Source organism: Mycobacterium sp. NGS39, assembly GCF_059812765.1.
In genome coordinates, this window is record NZ_JCALDH010000014.1 from 1 (window position 1) to 18971 (window position 18971).

The window sequence follows — 18971 nt, forward strand, 5'->3', positions numbered from 1 at the left end:
GGGGTCACCAGTTCTGGTAGCCGCCCTCAGGCCCGAGCATGCGCTCCAGCCTGGTCCGGTTGATCTTGGCCAACTCGTTGCGCACCACCTTGCGTTCGGTCTCTATCTCGTGGTGCAGCCGCTCGTTGATCACAGCCAGCACGCCCTCTGCGTCGGTGCCGTCGACGAACATCACGAAGCCGAACCCGAACCGGTCCGCGTAACGGCGTGCCGCATCGTCGAGCGCGGCCATCACCTCGGGCCGCGGATCCCAGACCGAACATTGCTCGGCATGCGACTTCGTGCTCCGCGGCCGTCGGCCGATGTGTGGATAGGCCTGCAGAATCATGTCCACCGACTGCTCAGACAGCGCGAAGAGCAAAGCGTCGGCGCGGCGGAACAATTCGTCGCGGCTCCGGTAGGGACGACCGTCGGCGAGGTCGCGGGCCAACACCACGCTGCCGCAGCACTCGTACAGCGCGTGCACGGCTTTCTGCGTAGGCAGTTCGTTGAACGCCTCGAGGCCGATTCCCTGATGCAACAACATCTTTGAATCCCTTCACCGGCGGCTGTCACCGCCAATGATCGGCTCCGGCGAAGGCCGCTCGCCACGGGAAACCGCGAGAATTGACTTGCGTGTAACAGGCTTTAACGCGGCGGTTGCAGCAGCACCGGCGGAAGGGAAGATCAGTGCCCGTCGGTGCGGAACCGCTCCAGCGACCGCTGCACTTCGGCCTCGGCGTCCTCGCGCCCCACCCAGTCGGCCGCCTTGACGTACTTGCCCGGCTCCAGATCCTTGTAGTGGACGAAGAAGTGCTTGATCGCCTCGAGTTCGTATGACGGCACGTCGCCGATGTCCTTGATGTGGTCCCAGCGGCCGTCACCGGCCGGCACGCACAACACTTTGTCGTCGCCGCCGGCCTCGTCGGTCATCCGGAACATCCCCACGGGCCTCGCCTCGACGATCACGCCGGGAAACACCGACTGCGGCAGCAACACCAGCGCGTCCAGCGGATCGCCGTCCTCGCCCAGCGTGTCCTCGATGAAGCCGTAGTCCGTCGGATAAGCCATCGACGTGTATAGGTAGCGGTCGAGGCGCACCCGCCCCGTCTCGTGGTCCACCTCGTATTTGTTGCGCTGACCCTTCGGGATCTCGATGGTCACATCGAACTCCACGCGCGGGGCTCCCTTCGTTTCGGACGTCGGGGGATAACCATAGCCAAGGGCTACTCTGCACTACATGCGTCCGGCGCGGTCGTCCCGTAGTAGAAGGGGCCTCCATCTGCTGATTGCCGCGGCCGTGCTGGTGACGGTGGTGGTGGTGGTCGCCGTGGCTGCGGTCCTGGGCACTGGCGGATCCAGCCGCAGCGCGACGGCGGTGGCGGCCACCCCACCGGCCGTGACCGCCAACCCGGCGGTGCAGCCGGTGTCAGACGTCGCGCCCATGCCCACCCCGGCCGGCTTGGCTGCCGCGTTGAAGCAGCCGCTGGCCAACCCCGACCTCGGCACGTTCACCGGTCGTGTCACCGACGCGCAGACCGGCACCGAGCTGTGGCAGCAGGGTGCGACCACTCCGATGATCCCGGCCTCCACCAACAAGCTGCTGACCGCCGGAGCCGCGTTGCTGACCCTCGACCGCGAGGCGCGCCAAACCACGGCCGTGGTTGCACCCGACCAGACCCGTGAGCCCGGCGTCGTGGCGCTCGTCGGCGGCGGCGACCCGACGCTGTCGTCGGCACCGCCCGGCCAAGAAACTCTGTACCGCAACGCTGCTCGCATCTCCGACTTGGCTACGCAGGTGCGGGCCAGCGGGATCAAGGTGAGCGCGATCCAGGTGGACATCAGCGCGTTCAGCGGGCCCTCGCTTGCTCCCGGCTGGGATCCCGCCGACATCCTCGGCGGCGACGTCGCTCCCATCGAGGCCGTGATGGTCGACGGCGGGCGCACCCAGCCGCTGACCCCGGAATCCGTGCGGTCCTTCACCCCGGCGCTCGATGCCGGCCGGGCGCTGGCGCTTGCGCTGAACGTCGACCCGCAGGCCGTCACGTTGGCCACGGTTCCGGCGCGCGACACCCGGCAGATCGCGGCCGTACAGTCGGCTCCACTGATCGACCGGCTCAACGAGATGATGAACCACTCCGACAACGTGATGGCCGAATGCATCGCCCGGGAGGTCGCGGTCGCGACGGGTCGGCCGGCCAGTTTCGCCGGCGCGGTGGAGGCCGTCACCAGCCGGCTCGCATCGGCCGGTGTCGACCTGACGGGGGCCAGGCTGATGGACGGCAGCGGGCTCTCGGCCGACGACCGGCTTACCGCGAAAACCCTCGACGACGTGATCGGCACTGCCGCCGGCCCCCTGCAGCCCGGTATGCGCCCGCTGCTGGACGTGCTGCCCATCGCCGGCGGCAGCGGCACGCTGTCCGACCGCTACATCGACGACCAGACCGCCGACGCAGCCGGCTGGCTGCGGGCCAAGACCGGCTCGCTGACCGGAACCAACACGCTCGCCGGCATCGTCACCGACCAAAGCGGCCGGGTACTGACATTCGCGTTGATGTCCAACAATGCCGGCCCCACCGGGCGCACCGCCATCGACGCGGTGGCGGCGACGCTACGCAGCTGCGGATGCGGATCGTGACGTCCACCCGGCCGGACCACAAGCTGACCGTCGGCCGCGTCGTCGACTGGGACTTCGCGGCCACCACCGGGGCATGGCTGGCTCGGCCGGGGCCGCCCGCGAGCGGCTACACGCAGCGTCAGATCGTCGACGAGCTGGCCGAGTCGTCGCGGCGTGCCGAGGTGCCGGTGCGCGATGTCACCGGCTTGGCACCCGGCGGCGACGTGCCCGACGCGCTGATCGTCGACCGGCCGCACTGGGTCCGGCTGGCCGCAGGTTCGATGCGGGTGATGACGGGCGGTACCGACAAGCCCAGCGGGCTGTTGCGTGGGCGGATCACCGGCGCGCAGACCGGCGCGGTGTTGGCGTTCGTCGCCTCCGGGATCCTCGGCCAGTACGATCCGTTCGCCGACGAACCGGTCAACGGAAGCGAAACAGGCGGCGCCCAGAGCGGCAAGCTGCTGCTGATCTACCCGAACATCATCGCCGTCGAGCGCCAATTACGGGTGGTGCCAAGCGATTTCAGGCTATGGGTGTGCCTGCACGAGGTGACGCACCGGGTGCAGTTCACCGCGAACCCGTGGCTGGCCGACTACATGTCGTCAGCGCTGTCGCTGATCACCGAGGAGGCCGGCGACGACGTGAGCGCCGTGCTGGGGCGGCTCGCCGATTACGTGCGTGGCCGTCGGGCCGGCACACCGGCCGAGCCGAACTCCGACGGCATCATCGGGGTGCTGCGGGCGTTGCAGTCCGAGCCCCAGCGCCGGGCGCTGGACCAACTGCTGGTGCTGGGCACGCTGCTCGAGGGCCACGCCGACCATGTGATGGACGCGGTCGGTCCGGCGGTGGTTCCGTCGGTGGCGACGATCCGGTCCCGCTTCGACGACCGCCGACGGCGCCGCCAGCCGCCGCTGCAGCGGCTGATCCGGGCGCTGCTGGGCTTCGACGCGAAGATCAGTCAGTACACCCGCGGTAAGGCGTTCGTCGACGCCGTGGTGTCCCGGGTCGGCATGGAACGGTTCAACGCGATCTGGTCGGGACCGGACACCTTGCCGCTGCCCGACGAGATCGACGAGCCACAGCGATGGATCGATCGGGTGCTGTAGCCGCGCTGCGTAACGCGGTAGCGGATTTCGCGAAACGTTATCCGCTCGACGAAACCCCTTGGTGCGTAGCGCTTTCCGGCGGCCCTGACTCGCTGGCGCTGACAGCCGTGGCGGCGACGCTGCGACCGACGACGGCCCTGATCGTCGACCACGGTTTGCAGCAGGACTCTGCGGCGGTGGCCGACACGGCCAAGGCCCAGGCGCTGGAGCTGGGCTGTGCGCACGCGCAGGTGCTGACGGTTGCGGTGGGACGGCGCGGCGGTCCGGAAGGCGCGGCCCGCGCGGCGCGCTACGCGGCTCTGCAGGAAGCCAGCCAGGGGGCGCCGGTACTGCTCGGCCACACATTGGACGACCAGGCCGAGACGGTGTTGCTGGGACTCGGCCGCGGCTCCGGGCCGCGATCGCTGGCCGGCATGCGGCCGTATCAACCACCGTGGTGCCGGCCGCTGCTGGGCCTGCGGCGGTCGGTCACCCATACCGCGTGCGACGAACTCGGGCTGCGACCGTGGCACGATCCGCACAACACCGACCGGTCCTACACCCGTACGCGGTTGCGTCTGGACGTGCTGCCGCTGTTGGAGCAGGTGCTCGGCGGCGGGGTAGCTGAGGCGCTGGCTCGCACTGCGGCGGCGCTGCGCGAAGACTGCGACGTGCTCGACGACCTGGCCGACGCCGAGCTCGCGGCGCTGGTGACTGAGCAGGGACTGGATGTCAGGCGGCTGATCGGTCTTCCGGATGCCCTGCGGCGCCGGGTGATTCGCGGGTGGCTGTTGGCCGGCGGGGCCACCGACCTCACGGACAACCAGATCCGGCGGGTCGACGAACTCGTGGTGAATTGGCGCGGGCAGGGCGGGGTGGCCGTCGGTTCAGCGCTGCGCAGTCAGCGCCTGGTGGCGGCGCGCCGCGACGGCCGGCTGCGGCTACACCGCGAACCCGTGTGACGGACTGCGGTGGTCGCCGCGAGGCGGGCATGGCACCCTGATGGCGTGGCAGCGCAAGCGGCAGCCGACATGTATCCGGGCGACATCAAGTCGGTGTTGCTCACCGAAACTCAGATTCATACCCGCACGGCCGAGCTGGGTGCCGCCATCGCGGAGCGCTATCGCGGCCTGATCGGCGAGGGCGGCGACGATCTGCTGCTGGTGACCGTGCTCAAAGGCGCGGTCATGTTCGTCACCGACCTCGCGCGGGCGATCCCGCTGCCCACGCAGCTGGAGTTCATGGCCGTCAGCTCGTACGGCTCGGCGACGTCGTCGTCGGGGGTGGTCCGCATTCTCAAGGACCTCGACCGCGACATCCAGGACCGCGACGTGCTGATCGTCGAGGACATCGTGGACTCCGGGCTGACGCTGTCGTGGCTGCTGCGCAACCTCGCTGCGCGGCATCCTCGCTCGCTGAGTGTGTGCACCCTGCTGCGCAAGCCAGATGCGGTGCGCTCCGACGTGCAGATCGACTTCGTCGGCTTCGACATCCCCAACGAGTTCGTCGTCGGCTACGGGCTGGACTACGCCGAGCGCTACCGCGACCTGCCGTACATCGGGACGCTGGATCCCCGCGTCTACGAGCTCTAGCCGCGCCGGGTCAGATCAGCTGCCAGATCACCGTCACCGAGAAGCTGACCGTCTGCTGGCCCGGTTCCAGCGCCACGGGTTCGGCCATGGCACGCGGCATCGGCGTGGGTGTCGGCGGCGTGGCCCCGCTCGTCTCCGAGATCGAGATCACGTTGCCCAGCTTCACTCCCGACAGCTGCGCATACTGCTCGGCGCGTGCCTTAGCGTCGTTGAACGCCCGCGCCCGCGCGTCCTTCACCAGCTGGGAGTCGTCGTCGATCGAATAGCTGACCCCGTTGATCCGGGTTGCGTCCCCTCCGGTGCTGACGATCAGCGCCAGCGTTTGCGACGCCGCCGCGATGTCGCGGATCTTCACCTGGATCGAGTTGCTGGCCCGGTATCCGGTGATCACCGACGGATCAGGCCCGTATTGAGGTTGCAGGTTGACCGATGTGGTGGCGATGTCCTTGCGGTCCACCTTCGCGTTGTTCACCAGCGCGTCCACGACGGCGCGGGTGCGGTCGCTGGTCTGGTTCAAGGCCGCGGTGACGTCCGGTGCGGTGGCCTCGATCGACGCGTTGACGGTCAGCGTGTCCGGCGTGCCCTGCACCTTTCCGGCGCCTACGACGGTGACCTGCCTGCTGTTCGGGCTGGCGCCGGGCGGCGAATCGCCGGCATCGCTGTCGCACGCCGTGATCCCGGCCATCGCGAGCGCGGCGGCCAGCGACACTATCCCGTTGCGCAGCAGCATCTTTGCGGTCATCGGCATAGCTGGCACCTTACGGTCCGACGCGTTACGGAGTGATGAGAATCTTGCAATGCTCGTTCGGAGATGCCAGCTCGTCGAACGCCGAAGCCACGTCGTCGAGACCCACGAAGCCTGTGATCAGCGGCGCGACGTCGATTTCGCCCTCGGCGATCGCGCGCAGCGTGGCGGCGAATTCGTCGGGCGTCTGCCCGAACACGAATTGCAAGCTGAGTTCCTTCATCGACGCGAAGGCCGGCCGGATGGGATCGGGCTGCATGCACATTCCGACCGACACCACGCGACTGTTCATCGGCGCCATGCGCAGCACCTCGTCGAGGATGCCCGGCATGCCGACGGCTTCGAAGATCACCGCGGGTGTGACCGCGTCGTACGGCGACTCCTGCGCGGGGTCGACGGTCTGGTGCGCGCCCATGGTTTCGGCCAATTCCCGTCGTCTGGGCGAGAAGTCCGCTGCGGTGATGTTTTCAACTCCCCGGTGTTTCAGTGCGGCGACGACGGCCACGCCGACGGGTCCGCAGCCCACCACAAGGACGGCCTCACCCGGCTGCACGCCGGACTTGTTCACCGCGTGCAAGCCGACGGACAGCGGCTCCGTGAGAGCGGCGTGGCGGGGATCGAGGCCGTTGGGCACCGACAACAGCAACGGCGCCGACAGCAGCATGCGTTCGGCGTATCCACCATGACGGAGTTGCTGAACACTATCGGCTCGATTGTGTTGTGCGACAGCAGAACCGGCAGTGACGTGACAACTGTGCCAACGGGCGGCGCCTTCGTCTGTGGTCCGGCCTCGAGCACTTCGGCCGAGAATTCGTGGCCCATGTAGACGTCGCGGGACAGGTCGACGTTGCCCTCCACCGGCAGGCCACGCACTTGGCCGGTGAGGCCGAGCAGCTCGCGGCCGTGCTTGGCGAAGTGCAAGTCAGACCCGCATATTCCGCACGCCACAACGTCGACCAGCACTTGGCCCGGACCCGGAACCGGATCGGCGACGTCGTCGCGGCACACCATCGCGCCGTCGTGCAGTACCGCGGCGCGCATCAGGTCTTCTGGCTTTCCATTTCGCCGGCGTGTTCGCCGATCGCCTTGGCGATCGCCTCACCTGCGCGGCCGAACAGCTTGTCGCGCATGCCTTTGGCCCACTCGTGCGACGCGCGCGGCGCTTCGAGCTGACCTTTGAAGTGCGGAATCACCTTGCGTGCGAACAGCTCGTAGCAGTGGTGGGTCGCCTGCGGTGACGCCCAGTCGTGACCGAGCATCAAGAATGTGCCGAATCCTCCCGAGCGGTCCAGCAGATCCTCGATGTAGGCGATCGCGTCGTCGGGTGTGCCGATGCAGCCGCTGCCCTTGGCCGCGTACTCCTCGACGAACTCGCGCGAGCTGCGCGCGCCCTCGACGCTTTCGGCCAGCGGCACGAATCCGGCGGCACCGAAGTAGTTGACGAAGTCTTCGAGTCCGTATGTGCAGTCGTCCAGAGCCTGCTCGCGGGTGTCGGCCAGATGCATGATCCCCAGTACCCGCCAGCCGCGCCGGTCGGGTTCGTCGCGGCCGGCCTTCTCTGCTTGATCGGCCACCAGGGCCCACGCGTCCTCGATGGCCGCGTAGCCGCCCGGCACCGACATCGACAGTGACAGCAGTGACGTGCCGAGCTGACCCGCCAGCCGCGGCCCCGATGGGGAAATCATTGCTGCCGTGGAGATTTCGGGATACGGCCAGGTATACGGCCGGATGTGCAGCTGGGCGTCGCGCAGGGTGAACCAGTCGGAGTGCCTGTCGACCCGCTCGCCGGGTGCAGCCCGGAACAGGGCGAGGATGGCCTCGAGCGACTCTTGCATCATCCGACGCTGTTCCACGGGGTCGATGCCCATCATGTACGCGTCGGACGGCAGAGCGCCCGGCCCCGTGCCGAATATCGTTCTGCCGCGGGTCAAATGGTCTAGCAGGACCCACCGGTCGGCCACCATCAGCGGGTGGTGGTAGGGCAGCGAGACCACGCCGGTGCCGAGTTTGATGTGCTTTGTGCGTTCGGCGGCGGCGGCGATGAAAACTTCCGGGCAGGAGATGAGTTCGTAACCGCCGGAATGGTGCTCGCCGAACCAGACCTCGTCGAAGCCCAGCCGATCCAGCGCCACCACCCGTTCCATGTCGTACTCCAGTGCGACAGTTGGCGATTGGCCGATGGGATGAAACGGCGTGATGAACACGCCGAAGTTGAGCGGGCCCTGCATCACAACTCCAATCCGGACAAGAACTTCAGCAGCGCGTCGTTGATTTCGGCTGGCCGTTCCTGCTGTATCCAGTGACCCGCGCCGTCGACCACGATCTCTTGGTAGTCGCCGGTCACCACCTCACGCGCGCGGTCGGACCGGGTGAAGAAGCGGACAGGATCTTTTGCGCCGGTGATGAACAGCGACGGCACGGTGATGGTGGTCGCAGGGGGGTTGGCGGTCAAGTGCCAGTTGCGGTCGAAGTTGCGATACCAGTTGAGTCCGCCGGTGAACCCCGTACGACGGAATTCCTCGACGTAGTGGTCGAACTCGTCGTGAGTCATCCAGTCGGCCAGTGCAGTCGGCTTGGGCAGCCGCTCCACCCAGCCTTCAGGACCTGGCGCCAGCATGCGCGCGGCCGCGTCGGTGTCATCGGGGGATCGCGGCCCGCCGAACACCCGCAGCATGGTCTCTTCGACGTCGCGGCCCAGGTTCGCATCAGCGACGCCCGGCTCTTGGAAGTAGAGGATGTAGAAGAAGTTCTCGCCGAACATCTCTCGCCAGGTCTCGACGGGCGGCTTCTTCGAGCGCGGCACCGGCGGCACGCTCAGCCCCACCACGCCGGCCACTCGGTCCGGGTGCAGCAGCGGGAACGTCCACGCCACCATCGCGCCCCAGTCGTGGCCCACGATCACGGCGCGTTCGGCGCCGGCCTCGTCGAGCAGCCCCGCGATGTCGCCGCACAGCGCGACGATGTTGTAGTCCTCGATCGCCTCGGGCCGCGACGAGCCGCCGTAACCGCGTTGATCGGGTGCGAGCACGCGATAGCCGGCGTCGACAAGTGCCGGGATCTGGTGCCGCCACGAATAGGCGAGTTCGGGAAAGCCGTGAGCCAAAACCACCAGCGGGGCGTCGGCTTCTCCTGCCTCCACCACCCGCAGCGCTACCCGGTTCGTCTCAACTAACCGCTGGGTTGAGGTGACCACGGTCTCACCCAAGCACAGGAAGCCCGCGCGGTGAAGGGTCCGATGTGCACGCCCTGGCCCGTCGAGACTGCGCTCAGATCGCCGTTTTCGGCGGATTCGCGATCTGGACGCAGCCTCGACGGCGCCAACCGCAGAACCCGTCGGGAACATTCATTCGTTGGTCTAGCGGTAGCCTGAACTAACTCTTGAGACGCTTCGGAAGGACCTGGCCCACGCACCCGATCGCCGGCCGATACAGACGATGAACCGCAAAAACGTGATCCGCACGCTCACGGTGATCGCCGTGGTGCTGTTGCTGGGCTGGTCGTTCTTCTACTTCAGCGACGACACCCGCGGTTACAAGCCCGTCGAGACGTCGGTTGCCGTCGCCCAGATCCACTCCGACAACGTCAAGAACGCCCAGATCGACGACCGCGAACAGCAGCTGCGCCTGACACTGAAGAACGGCAATCAGGCCACCGGCGGCGCCGACAAGATCATCACCAAGTTCCCCACCGGCTACGCCGCGACGCTGTTCGACCAGCTCAACGGCAAGAACGCCAAAGTCAACACCGTCGTGAACCAGGGCAGCATGCTCGGCTCGCTGCTGATCTACCTGCTGCCCTTGCTTCTTCTCGTCGGCCTGTTCGTGATGTTCTCCCGCATGCAGGGCGGCAGCCGGATGGGCTTCGGGTTCGGCAAGTCCAGGGCCAAGCTGCTCACCAAGGACATGCCCAAGACCACGTTCGCCGACGTGGCCGGCGTCGACGAGGCCGTCGAGGAGCTGTACGAGATCAAGGACTTCCTGCAGAACCCCGGCAGGTATCAGGCGCTGGGCGCCAAGATTCCCAAGGGCGTGCTGCTGTACGGACCGCCCGGCACCGGCAAGACGCTGCTCGCGCGCGCCGTCGCAGGCGAGGCCGGTGTGCCGTTCTTCACGATTTCCGGCTCCGACTTCGTCGAGATGTTCGTCGGCGTCGGCGCGTCGCGGGTCCGCGACCTGTTCGAACAGGCCAAGCAGAACAGCCCCTGCATCATCTTCGTCGACGAGATCGACGCGGTCGGCCGCCAGCGCGGCGCCGGCCTGGGCGGTGGGCACGACGAACGCGAGCAGACGCTCAACCAGCTGCTGGTCGAGATGGACGGCTTCGGCGACCGCACCGGCGTCATCCTGATCGCTGCCACCAACCGGCCGGACATCCTCGATCCGGCGCTGCTGCGGCCCGGCCGCTTCGACCGTCAGATCCCCGTCACCAACCCCGACCTCAACGGTCGCAAGGCGATTCTGCGTGTGCACGCGGCCGGCAAGCCCCTCGCGCCCGACGCCGACCTGGACGGGCTCGCCAAACGCACCGTGGGCATGTCCGGTGCGGATCTGGCCAACGTGATCAACGAGGCCGCACTGCTGACCGCCCGCGAGAACGGCACCGTGATCACCGCCGCCGCGCTCGAGGAGGCGGTGGACCGGGTGATCGGCGGCCCCCGTCGCAAGAGCCGGGTGATCAGCGAGCTGGAGAAGAAGATCACCGCCTACCACGAGGGCGGTCACACCCTGGCGGCGTGGGCGATGCCAGACATCGACCCGATCTACAAGGTGACGATCCTGGCCCGCGGCCGCACCGGCGGGCATGCGCTCGCCGTGCCCGAGGACGACAAGGGCCTGATGACGCGCTCGGAGATGATCTCGCGGCTGGTGTTCGCGATGGGCGGACGTGCCGCCGAGGAGCTGGTGTTCCGCGAGCCGACGACGGGCGCGGTGTCCGACATCGAGCAGGCCACCAAGATCGCCCGGGCGATGGTCACCGAGTACGGGATGAGCGCCAAGCTGGGCGCAGTGCGATACGGCACCGAGCACGGCGACCCGTTCCTCGGCCGCACCATGGGCACTCAGCCGGACTACTCCCACGAGGTCGCCCGCGACATCGACGACGAGATCCGCAAACTCATCGAGGCCGCACACACCGAGGCGTGGGAGATTCTCACCGAGTACCGCGACGTCCTCGACACCCTGGCCGGCGAGCTGTTGGAGAAAGAGACCCTGCATCGGGCCGAGTTGGAGGCCATCTTCGCCGACGTGAAGAAGCGGCCGCGGCTGACCATGTTCGACGACTTCGGCGGCCGCATTCCGTCGGACAAGCCGCCCATCAAGACGCCGGGAGAGCTGGCGATGGAGCGCGGCGAGCCGTGGCCCAAACCCGTTCCTGAGCCGGCTTTCAAGAAGGCCATCGCCCAGGCCAGCCAGCAGGCCGAGGCGGCACGTGAGGCGTCTGGAAACGGCAACCGCGGCAACGGATATCCGGCCCAGCCCCAGCCGTCCCCGGCGAGCGCGGGCTACCCCCACTCGGCGGCCACCCAACCCGACTACGGTGCACCCGCCGGCTGGCGAGCCCCGGGCTGGCCGCCGCCGCAGCAGAACTACTGGTATCCGCCGCCGCAGGGCTACGGGCCATACCCGCAACAGAATCCGCAGCGCGGCCAGCCACAATCAGAGGGCGGTACACCCGACGGGCAGCATGGCGACGACCCCGGTCGCGCCGGCCCGTCGAGCAACGGCTGACAAGGACGGAGGCGTTGATGGCCCAGCCGAATGCGCGTGTCTCGGACAGCAACACGCCTGTGTTCGACCGGGAGCGAGCCGAAGCCGCGATCCGCGAGCTGCTTCTCGCGATCGGCGAAGACCCCGAACGCCACGGCCTTCGCGACACTCCGGCCCGGGTGGCACGGGCGTACCACGAAATGTTCGCCGGCCTGTACACCGACCCGGACAGCGTGCTGGAGACCACCTTCGACGAGCAGCACGACGAACTGGTTCTGGTCAAAGAGATCCCGATGTACTCCACCTGCGAGCACCACCTGGTGTCGTTTCACGGCGTCGCGCACGTCGGCTACATCCCGGGTGAGGACGGGCGGATCACGGGGCTGTCGAAGATCGCCCGGGTGGTCGACCTGTACGCCAAACGCCCGCAGGTTCAGGAGCGGCTCACCGGGCAGATCGCCGACGCGCTGATGCGCAAGCTCAACCCGCGCGGTGTGATCGTGGTCGTGGAAGCCGAGCACCTCTGCATGGCGATGCGTGGTGTGCGTAAACCCGGTGCGGTGACAACCACTTCCGCGGTGCGCGGACAGTTCAAGTGCAGCGCCGCGTCACGGGCCGAGGCGCTGGACTTGATCCTGCGGAAGTGACCGCGACCCGCGTGCAGGTGATGGGGGTCGTCAACGTCACCGACGACTCGTTCTCCGACGGGGGACTGTTCCTCGACCGGGATCGCGCCGTCGAGCACGGGCTGACGCTCGCCGCCGAAGGGGCCGCGATCATCGACGTCGGAGGTGAGTCCACCCGGCCCGGTGCGGTGCGGGTGGAGCCGCGGGTCGAAACCGACCGCGTCGTTCCCGTCATAAAAGACATTGCCGCGCAAGGCATTACAGTCAGCATCGACACCATGCGCGCAGAGGTGGCCGCCGCGGCGCTGCAGCACGGAGCGCGCATCGTCAACGACGTCTCCGGTGGCCGGGCCGACCCGCGCATGGGCCCCTTGGTAGCCGAGGCCGGCGTGTCCTGGATCTTGATGCACTGGCGCTCTGTGAGCGCCGCGCGACCCCATGAAGTCCCCGACTACGACGACGTCGTCGCCGACGTCAAGGCGGAGCTGCTTGCCAGCGTCGACGCCGCAATGGCCGCGGGCGTCGACCCGGCGCGGTTGATCGTCGACCCCGGACTCGGTTTCGCCAAGACCGCACAGCACAATTGGGCGCTCCTGCACGCGCTGCCCGAGCTCGTCGCGACCGGCATCCCGGTGCTCGTGGGTGCGTCGCGCAAGCGTTTCCTCGGTTCGCTGCTTGCCGACGACGCCGGCCTGCGGCCGCCGGCCGGGCGTGAGACGGCGACTGCGGTGATATCCGCTTTAGCTGCCCTGCAAGGCGTTTGGGGCGTTCGCGTACACGATGTGCGGGCTACCGTCGACGCGCTCAAGGTGGTCCAAGCATGGGCGGCCGGCGGTGTCTGACCGAATCGAGTTGCGTGGCTTGACCGTTCGCGGGCGGCACGGCGTCTTCGAGCACGAGCGGCGCGACGGACAGGACTTCGTCGTCGACATCACCGTGTGGCTGGATCTGACGAAAGCCGGCGCCAGCGACGATCTCAGCGATACCTACGACTATGGCGAGCTGGCCGAGCGGGCGGCAGCGATCGTCGGCGGCCCTGCCAAGAATCTGATCGAAGCCGTCGCTGCGGAGATCGCCGACGGCGTCATCGCCGACGAGCGAGTGCGCGCGGTCGAGGTGACACTGCACAAACCGCACGCGCCCATTCCGCTGGATTTCGAAGACGTCGCGGTCGTCGTCCACCGCTTCCGGCAGCGCGAGGAGGAGCCGTGACGCGCGCGGTGCTGTCCATCGGCTCCAATCTCGGCGACCGGATGGGCCGGTTGCAGTCGGTGGTCGACGCGCTCTCTGACTCGCTGGTGGCGGTGTCGCCGGTCTACGAGACCGTGCCGTGGGGCGGCGTCGAACAGGGGCCGTTCCTCAACGCCGTCGTCATCGCGGACAACCCGGACCTGGACGGGCGCGGATGGCTGCGGCTGGGCCAGCAGCTCGAGCGGTCCGCCGACCGGGTTCGAGGCCGGCGGTGGGGACCGCGCACCTTGGACGTCGACGTGATCAGCTGCCGATCGGACGGCACCGAACTCGTGGTCCGCGAACCCGACCTCACGCTGCCGCATCCGCTGGCGCATCTTCGCGCATTCGTTCTGGTGCCATGGCTTGACGTCGAGCCGGATGCGACGTTGACGGTCGCCGAGGTGGCGACACCCGTATCGCGGCTGCTCGAGGACATCGAGCCCGTCGACAAGGCCGGCGTCATGCCTACGGATCTGACACTGCGGTCGACGGTGTGACATGGGACCTACCCGCAGGCGTGACCTGACGGTCGCGGCGGCACTCGTCGCCGTCCTCGGCTACCTCGTCACCACGGCCGTCTACCCACGAGGCTTTCCGCCGATCACCGTCTGGACCGGGCTGTCGCTACTCGGCGTCGCCAGCGTGGAGGCCGCCTGGGGCCGCTACGTGAGAGCCAAGATCAACGACGCTGAGATCGGCGCCGGCCCCGGCAGACTGCATCCGCTGGCCGTCGCGCGCACCGTCTGGATCGCCAAGGCGTCGGCATGGGTGGGCGCCCTCGTGCTCGGTTGGTGGTTGGGCATGCTCGGGTACCTGCTGCCCAACCGCGGCTGGCTTCGCGTGGCCTCGCAAGACACCCCCGGCGCGGTAGTGGCGGCCGCGTGCGCGCTGGCGCTGATCGTCGCGGCACTTTGGCTGCAGCATTGCTGCGAGAAGCCCGAAGAGCCGCCCGACAACGCCGGCGCAACCGGCGATTAGAATCGCCGGGCTTCCTCGACACGCGACGTGACCTCGGCGGGTACAGTTCCGCCCATGACCGATCTGAGCCGCGGCGCCCGGTCCCGGCGCAGCGGCCGCAGGCCGGGTTGGCTCCTTCTGACGGCGTTGCTTGTCCTGGCCATTGCGGCCAGTTCGGCGCTGGTGTTCACCGACCGCGTCGAACTACTGAAGCTGGCCGTGATCCTTTCGCTGTGGGCGGCCGCGATCGCGGCGTTCGTGTCGGTGATCTACCGCAGGCAAAGCGATCTGGACCGGGCCAAGGCACGCGACCTCAAGCTGGTCTACGACCTTCAGCTGGACCGCGAGATCTCCGCCAGGCGTGAGTACGAGCTGGAAGTCGAGTCGCAGTTGCGCCGCGAACTCGCCTCCGAACTGCGCGCGCAGGCCGCCGACGAAGTCGCCGCGCTGCGGGCCGAGCTTGCCGCCCTGCGCACCAATCTGGAGCTGCTGTTCGACGCGGACCTGTCGCACCGGCCGGCTCTGGAGGAGCCGGAACGCACCACCGTGAAGGCCTACAGCGACTGGCAGCGCGACACCGAGGTCACCGATCCCGGGAAGAACATCCCGAGGTTCGTCGCGTCGCCCCACCAAGACCCTGACGACGGCAGCGAGAACGCGATCATCGACGTCCCGGAGGAACCGGCAGAACCCGAGGAGCAGCAAGTCGCCGCTGCCGAGCCGGGCCCGCCTGCATGGGTGCCGCCCGAACCCGTTGCGCCCACGACGGCGGGCAGGCACGGCACGCGTGCGGACGCCTGGCAACCGGTGAGTGCCGAAGGTCAGTGGCTGCCGCCCGGTGCGCCGGGCAGTCGCTGGACGGCCGGCAACGGCGTCTCAGCAGCTCCAGTACCGCCGCCCCCTCCGGCGGAGCCCGCCGTTGGCCGGCACCTTGGGACCACCGACGGCGGCACGCCCTCGGCGCGGCACGCCACAACGCCGTCGCAGCCAGAACCACAGCAACCCTCGGCTCGGCACGGCGGCTCCGACGATGCCCCGCGCAGCGGCGGCCACCACGGCGAGGGCCAAGGCCAGTCCGTCGCAGAACTGCTGGCGCGGCTGCAGGCCGGCGCCAGCCCCACCGGGGGCGGCCGTCGCAGGCGCCGCGACGACTGAGATACCCTGTGAGAGACCGTCCGGTACCCGCCTGGCAGGACCGGAACGACTTTCGGAAACTTTGCGAGGTTCCCTGCGATGGAGCAGCCCCCCGCTGACGGCTGGCCGCACGACCCATTGCGTCCGGCTCGACTCTCGGTAGGCGTCATCTCCGCCGGCCGGGTCGGCAGCGCGCTGGGTGCGGCGCTGGAGCGGGCCGGTCACGTGGTCGTCGCCTGCAGCGCGGTGTCGCACGCGTCGCGGGAACGGGCTGCCCGCCGGCTGCCCGAGAGCGCCGTGCTGCCCGTGCATGAAGTGGCCGGCCGTGGCGAATTGCTGCTGTTGGCGGTGCCCGACGCCGAACTCACCAGTGTGGTGTCCGGGCTGGCGGCCACCCGCGCTGTGCGGCCCGGCACCATCGTCGTGCACACCTCGGGCGCCAACGGAATCGGCGTGCTGGCGCCGCTCACCGAGCAGGGTTGCCTGCCGTTGGCTGTTCATCCCGCCATGACGTTCACCGGATCCGACGAAGACCTCACCCGGCTACCCGACACCTGCTTCGGGATCACCGCGGCCGACGACACCGGCTATGCGATCGGTCAATCGCTAGTCCTCGAGATCGGCGGCGAACCGTTCCGGGTGCGTGAGGACGCCCGCACGCTGTACCACGCCGCGCTGGCGCATGCGAGCAATCACGTCGTCACGGTGGTCGCCGATGCGTTGGAAGCGTTGCGTGCTGCGCTGTGGGGCCAGGAATTACTGGGTCAGCAACTCGTCGACGACGCACCAGGGGGCATTGCCGAACGCGTGATCGGCCCGCTGACCCGTGCGGCGGTGGAGAACACGCTGCAGCGCGGCCAGGCTGCGCTCACCGGCCCGGTGGCGCGCGGCGACGCCGCCGCCGTCGTCGCCCATCTGCGCGCACTGGCCGAGGTCGACCCACTGCTCGCCGAGGCGTACCGGAGCAATTCGCTGCGCACCGCGCAGCGCGCGCACGCCCCTGAGAAAGTCGTTGCGGCACTGAGCAATACAGGCGATCGGGCAGGCTGCGGTGACAACTAACCTGGCGAAGAAGTTCCACCCCGGTCAACTCAACGTGTACGACACGCCGAAGGCCGTGGGTGAGGTGACCCGTGCTTTGCGGCAGACCGGACGGCGGGTGATGCTGGTGCCCACCATGGGTGCGCTGCACGACGGCCATCTCGCGTTGGTGCGGGCCGCCAAGCGAGTGCCGGGTTCGGTGGTGGTGGTGTCGATCTTCGTCAACCCGTTGCAATTCGGCGTCGGCGAAGACCTCGACCGGTACCCGCGCACTCTGGACGCCGATCTGGAGCTGTTGCGCGGCGAGGGCGTCGAGGTGGTGTTCGCGCCCAGCGTCGAGGCCATGTATCCCTACGGCGCGCGTACGTCGGTGCAGCCCGGCCCGCTGGGCACTGAACTCGAGGGTGCCTCGCGCCCAACACATTTCGCCGGTGTGCTCACCGCGGTGCTCAAGCTGCTGCAGGCCGTCGCGCCCGACCGGGCGTTCTTCGGCGAGAAGGACTACCAGCAGCTGGTACTGATCCGGCAGATGGTCGCCGACCTGAACATCGACGTGCGCATCGTGGGAGTGCCGATCGTGCGCGAGGCCGACGGGCTGGCGTTGTCGTCGCGCAACCGCTATCTGTCCGCGGCGGATCGCGAACTGGCCGGTGCCCTTTCGTCGGCACTGCTGGCCGGAATGTATGCGGCATCCGGTGGAGTGGAGGCGGCGCTGGACGCGGCTCGCGCGGTGCTCGCTGAGGTGCCTGCACTCGAGGTCGACTACCTCGAAGTGCGCGGGCCCGCACTGGAACCCGCTCCCTCCCGTGGCCTGGGCCGGCTGCTGGTAGCCGCGCGGCTCGGCGACACCAGACTCATCGACAACATCGCAATCGACATCGGTGGCACCGACGGGCATTCCCCGGATGGTCCGGACGACCACCACGAATTGCCCTGGAGGAACTGATGTTACGGACCATGCTGAAGTCGAAGATCCATCGGGCCACCGTGACCCAGGCCGACCTGCACTACGTCGGATCGGTCACCATCGACGCCGACCTGATGGACGCCGCCGATTTGCTCGAAGGCGAGCAGGTGACGATCGTCGACGTGACCAACGGCGCGCGGCTGGTCACCTATGCGATCACCGGTGAGCGCGGCAGCGGCGTCATCGGGATCAACGGCGCGGCAGCCCATTTGGTGCATCCCGGTGACATCGTGATCCTGATCGCCTACGCGACCATGACCGACGCCGAGGCCCGCGAATACCAGCCGCGGATCGTGTTCGTCGACTCCGCCAACAAGCAGGTGGACCTCGGCAGTGATCCGGCTTTCGTCCCCGAGGACTTCGACTTGGTGTCGCCGCGGTAGCCATGCTCCTCGCCATCGACGTCCGCAACACCCACACCGTGATCGGTCTGATCACCGGTTCGGGTGGGCACGCAAAGGTGGCGCAGCACTGGCGGATTCGCACCGAGTCGGAGGCCACCTCCGACGAGATGGCGTTGACTCTCGACGGGCTGATCGGTGACGATTCGGAACGGCTGACCGGTGCGGTGGGACTGTCGACTGTGCCGTCGGTGTTGCACGAGCTGCGCGAGATGCTCGACCAATATTGGCCGCAGGTGCCGCACGTGCTGATCGAACCCGGTGTCCGTACGGGCATTCCGCTGCTTGTGGACAACCCCAAGGAAGTCGGCGCCGACCGGATCGTCAACTGCCTTGCCGCCTACCAGAAGTACGGCACCGCCGCGATCGTCGTCGACTTCGGCTCGTCGATCTGCGTCGACGTGGTGTCGGCGAAGGGCGAATTCTTGGGTGGCGCAATCGCTCCCGGCGTGGAGGTGTCGTCGGATGCAGCGGCGTCGCGCTCGGCGGCGTTGCGTCGCGTGGAGCTGACCCGTCCGCGCAGTGTCGTCGGCAAGAACACGGTGGAGTGCATGCAGGCGGGAGCGGTGTTCGGGTTCGCGGGGCTGGTCGACGGGCTCGTGCAGCGGATCCGCGAAGACGTCGACGGCTTCGCGGGCGACGGCGTCACCGTGGTCGCGACCGGTCACATCGCGCCGCTGCTGCTGCCCGCGATGCACACCGTGCAGCACTACGACCGCCATCTCACGCTCGAGGGGCTGCGGTTGGTCTTCGAGCGCAACCGCGACAGTCAGCGCGGCAAGCTGCGCCAAGCCCGCTGACCCTCACCTCGTTTCCGCGAGCGTGCGTGTCTGCGCACCGACACGCCGGTGCTTGGCGTACCGCAGTGCACGCTCGCGGGACCGAG

General features: G+C 68.4%; 20 protein-coding genes and 1 pseudogene. 15 read left to right on the plus strand and 6 right to left on the minus strand.

The genetic code is table 11. The annotated features are described in order from the left end of the window. Positions 1–4 precede the first annotated feature (4 nt). Together AC5Y39_RS18235 and AC5Y39_RS18240 are read right to left on the minus strand one after the other, a co-directional pair. The gene (locus AC5Y39_RS18235) at positions 5–526 is read right to left on the minus strand and encodes a 2-oxo-4-hydroxy-4-carboxy-5-ureidoimidazoline decarboxylase (RefSeq protein WP_500020852.1); all 522 of its coding nucleotides are present in this window, start codon (positions 524–526) and stop codon (positions 5–7) included. 140 nt (positions 527–666) lie between these two features. After that, positions 667–1155: an inorganic diphosphatase gene (locus tag AC5Y39_RS18240; protein WP_500020850.1), complete on the minus strand. Its 489-nt coding sequence runs from the start codon at positions 1153–1155 to the stop codon at positions 667–669. Between the two features lie 64 nt (positions 1156–1219). Here AC5Y39_RS18240 and dacB point away from each other — a divergent pair, with 64 nt between their 5' ends. The 4 genes from dacB (at position 1220) to hpt (ending at position 5273) form a co-directional block, all read left to right on the plus strand. After that, positions 1220–2617 (plus strand): D-alanyl-D-alanine carboxypeptidase/D-alanyl-D-alanine endopeptidase, encoded by a 1398-nt coding sequence (gene dacB, locus AC5Y39_RS18245; RefSeq protein WP_500020848.1) that lies wholly within the window; start codon positions 1220–1222, stop codon positions 2615–2617. Then, on the plus strand, positions 2605–3702 hold the full coding sequence (locus tag AC5Y39_RS18250; protein WP_500020846.1) for a zinc-dependent metalloprotease: 1098 nt from the start codon (positions 2605–2607) through the stop codon (positions 3700–3702). Before dacB ends, AC5Y39_RS18250 begins: the two co-directional genes overlap by 13 nt. Next, positions 3681–4643, plus strand: coding sequence for a tRNA lysidine(34) synthetase TilS (gene tilS / locus AC5Y39_RS18255; protein WP_500020844.1), 963 nt, complete (start codon positions 3681–3683; stop codon positions 4641–4643). Before AC5Y39_RS18250 ends, tilS begins: the two co-directional genes overlap by 22 nt. A gap of 69 nt (positions 4644–4712) precedes the next feature. After that, positions 4713–5273: a hypoxanthine phosphoribosyltransferase gene (gene hpt / locus AC5Y39_RS18260; RefSeq protein WP_499907499.1), complete on the plus strand. Its 561-nt coding sequence runs from the start codon at positions 4713–4715 to the stop codon at positions 5271–5273. A 10-nt stretch (positions 5274–5283) separates the two neighbouring features. On the opposite strand, the gene AC5Y39_RS18265 is transcribed toward hpt, so the two are convergent. The 4 genes and pseudogenes from AC5Y39_RS18265 to AC5Y39_RS18280 all read right to left on the minus strand — a co-directional run bounded on the left by AC5Y39_RS18265 (position 5284) and on the right by AC5Y39_RS18280 (position 9211). Continuing rightward, a complete protein-coding gene (locus AC5Y39_RS18265; RefSeq protein ID WP_500020842.1) occupies positions 5284–6021 on the minus strand; it encodes an SIMPL domain-containing protein in 738 nt (245 codons plus the stop codon). 25 nt (positions 6022–6046) lie between these two features. After that, positions 6047–7059 (minus strand): annotated as a pseudogene (locus AC5Y39_RS18270) (zinc-binding dehydrogenase). Beyond that, the gene (locus tag AC5Y39_RS18275; RefSeq protein WP_500020841.1) at positions 7059–8246 is read right to left on the minus strand and encodes an LLM class flavin-dependent oxidoreductase; all 1188 of its coding nucleotides are present in this window, start codon (positions 8244–8246) and stop codon (positions 7059–7061) included. Before AC5Y39_RS18275 ends, AC5Y39_RS18270 begins: the two are co-directional and overlap by 1 nt. Continuing rightward, positions 8246–9211: an alpha/beta fold hydrolase gene (locus tag AC5Y39_RS18280; protein ID WP_500020839.1), complete on the minus strand. Its 966-nt coding sequence runs from the start codon at positions 9209–9211 to the stop codon at positions 8246–8248. Before AC5Y39_RS18280 ends, AC5Y39_RS18275 begins: the two co-directional genes overlap by 1 nt. 241 nt (positions 9212–9452) lie before the next feature. Here AC5Y39_RS18280 and ftsH point away from each other — a divergent pair, with 241 nt between their 5' ends. The 11 genes from ftsH (at position 9453) to AC5Y39_RS18335 (ending at position 18885) form a co-directional block, all read left to right on the plus strand. Continuing rightward, on the plus strand, positions 9453–11747 hold the full coding sequence (gene ftsH, locus AC5Y39_RS18285; protein ID WP_500020837.1) for an ATP-dependent zinc metalloprotease FtsH: 2295 nt from the start codon (positions 9453–9455) through the stop codon (positions 11745–11747). Positions 11748–11764: 17 nt separating this feature from the next. Continuing rightward, a complete protein-coding gene (gene folE, locus AC5Y39_RS18290) occupies positions 11765–12373 on the plus strand; it encodes a GTP cyclohydrolase I FolE (RefSeq protein WP_500020835.1) in 609 nt (202 codons plus the stop codon). 20 nt (positions 12374–12393) lie between these two features. Beyond that, positions 12394–13194, plus strand: coding sequence for a dihydropteroate synthase (folP, locus tag AC5Y39_RS18295; RefSeq protein ID WP_500020871.1), 801 nt, complete (start codon positions 12394–12396; stop codon positions 13192–13194). Next, complete coding sequence (folB, locus tag AC5Y39_RS18300) at positions 13187–13564, plus strand: dihydroneopterin aldolase (RefSeq protein ID WP_500020833.1); 378 nt, start codon at positions 13187–13189, stop codon at positions 13562–13564. Before folP ends, folB begins: the two co-directional genes overlap by 8 nt. Then, on the plus strand, positions 13561–14082 hold the full coding sequence (folK, locus tag AC5Y39_RS18305) for a 2-amino-4-hydroxy-6-hydroxymethyldihydropteridine diphosphokinase (protein WP_500020831.1): 522 nt from the start codon (positions 13561–13563) through the stop codon (positions 14080–14082). The genes folB and folK overlap by 4 nt, the downstream gene beginning before the upstream one ends. A 1-nt stretch (position 14083) precedes the next feature. Further along, positions 14084–14563 (plus strand): DUF3180 domain-containing protein, encoded by a 480-nt coding sequence (locus AC5Y39_RS18310; protein WP_500020829.1) that lies wholly within the window; start codon positions 14084–14086, stop codon positions 14561–14563. A 54-nt stretch (positions 14564–14617) separates the two neighbouring features. Next, the gene (locus tag AC5Y39_RS18315; RefSeq protein ID WP_500020827.1) at positions 14618–15697 is read left to right on the plus strand and encodes a DUF6779 domain-containing protein; all 1080 of its coding nucleotides are present in this window, start codon (positions 14618–14620) and stop codon (positions 15695–15697) included. Positions 15698–15775: 78 nt separating this feature from the next. Beyond that, positions 15776–16738, plus strand: coding sequence for a Rossmann-like and DUF2520 domain-containing protein (locus AC5Y39_RS18320; RefSeq protein ID WP_500020825.1), 963 nt, complete (start codon positions 15776–15778; stop codon positions 16736–16738). After that, positions 16728–17663 carry a pantoate--beta-alanine ligase gene (gene panC, locus AC5Y39_RS18325; RefSeq protein WP_500020823.1) on the plus strand — a complete coding sequence of 312 codons (936 nt, stop codon included), beginning with the start codon at positions 16728–16730 and terminating at the stop codon, positions 17661–17663. The genes AC5Y39_RS18320 and panC overlap by 11 nt, the downstream gene beginning before the upstream one ends. Then, positions 17663–18067, plus strand: coding sequence for an aspartate 1-decarboxylase (gene panD / locus AC5Y39_RS18330; RefSeq protein ID WP_500020821.1), 405 nt, complete (start codon positions 17663–17665; stop codon positions 18065–18067). Before panC ends, panD begins: the two co-directional genes overlap by 1 nt. A gap of 2 nt (positions 18068–18069) precedes the next feature. Continuing rightward, entirely contained in the window at positions 18070–18885 is an 816-nt protein-coding gene (locus AC5Y39_RS18335; protein WP_500020819.1) for a type III pantothenate kinase, read from the plus strand. Positions 18886–18971: the final 86 nt, after the last annotated feature.

What these genes read in the sequence shown, in the direction of transcription:
- AC5Y39_RS18235 (WP_500020852.1), bottom strand. Translation starts at nt 526, where the DNA reads ATGTTGTTGCATCAGGGAATCGGCCTCGAGGCGTTCAACGAACTGCCT.
- dacB (WP_500020848.1), top strand. Translation starts at nt 1,220, where the DNA reads ATGCGTCCGGCGCGGTCGTCCCGTAGTAGAAGGGGCCTCCATCTGCTG.
- AC5Y39_RS18250 (WP_500020846.1), top strand. Translation starts at nt 2,605, where the DNA reads ATGCGGATCGTGACGTCCACCCGGCCGGACCACAAGCTGACCGTCGGC.
- tilS (WP_500020844.1), top strand. Translation starts at nt 3,681, where the DNA reads ATGGATCGATCGGGTGCTGTAGCCGCGCTGCGTAACGCGGTAGCGGAT.
- hpt (WP_499907499.1), top strand. Translation starts at nt 4,713, where the DNA reads ATGTATCCGGGCGACATCAAGTCGGTGTTGCTCACCGAAACTCAGATT.
- AC5Y39_RS18265 (WP_500020842.1), bottom strand. Translation starts at nt 6,021, where the DNA reads ATGCCGATGACCGCAAAGATGCTGCTGCGCAACGGGATAGTGTCGCTG.
- AC5Y39_RS18275 (WP_500020841.1), bottom strand. Translation starts at nt 8,246, where the DNA reads ATGCAGGGCCCGCTCAACTTCGGCGTGTTCATCACGCCGTTTCATCCC.
- ftsH (WP_500020837.1), top strand. Translation starts at nt 9,453, where the DNA reads ATGAACCGCAAAAACGTGATCCGCACGCTCACGGTGATCGCCGTGGTG.
- folE (WP_500020835.1), top strand. Translation starts at nt 11,765, where the DNA reads ATGGCCCAGCCGAATGCGCGTGTCTCGGACAGCAACACGCCTGTGTTC.
- folP (WP_500020871.1), top strand. Translation starts at nt 12,394, where the DNA reads ATGGGGGTCGTCAACGTCACCGACGACTCGTTCTCCGACGGGGGACTG.
- AC5Y39_RS18310 (WP_500020829.1), top strand. Translation starts at nt 14,084, where the DNA reads ATGGGACCTACCCGCAGGCGTGACCTGACGGTCGCGGCGGCACTCGTC.
- AC5Y39_RS18315 (WP_500020827.1), top strand. Translation starts at nt 14,618, where the DNA reads ATGACCGATCTGAGCCGCGGCGCCCGGTCCCGGCGCAGCGGCCGCAGG.
- AC5Y39_RS18320 (WP_500020825.1), top strand. Translation starts at nt 15,776, where the DNA reads ATGGAGCAGCCCCCCGCTGACGGCTGGCCGCACGACCCATTGCGTCCG.
- panD (WP_500020821.1), top strand. Translation starts at nt 17,663, where the DNA reads ATGTTACGGACCATGCTGAAGTCGAAGATCCATCGGGCCACCGTGACC.
- AC5Y39_RS18335 (WP_500020819.1), top strand. Translation starts at nt 18,070, where the DNA reads ATGCTCCTCGCCATCGACGTCCGCAACACCCACACCGTGATCGGTCTG.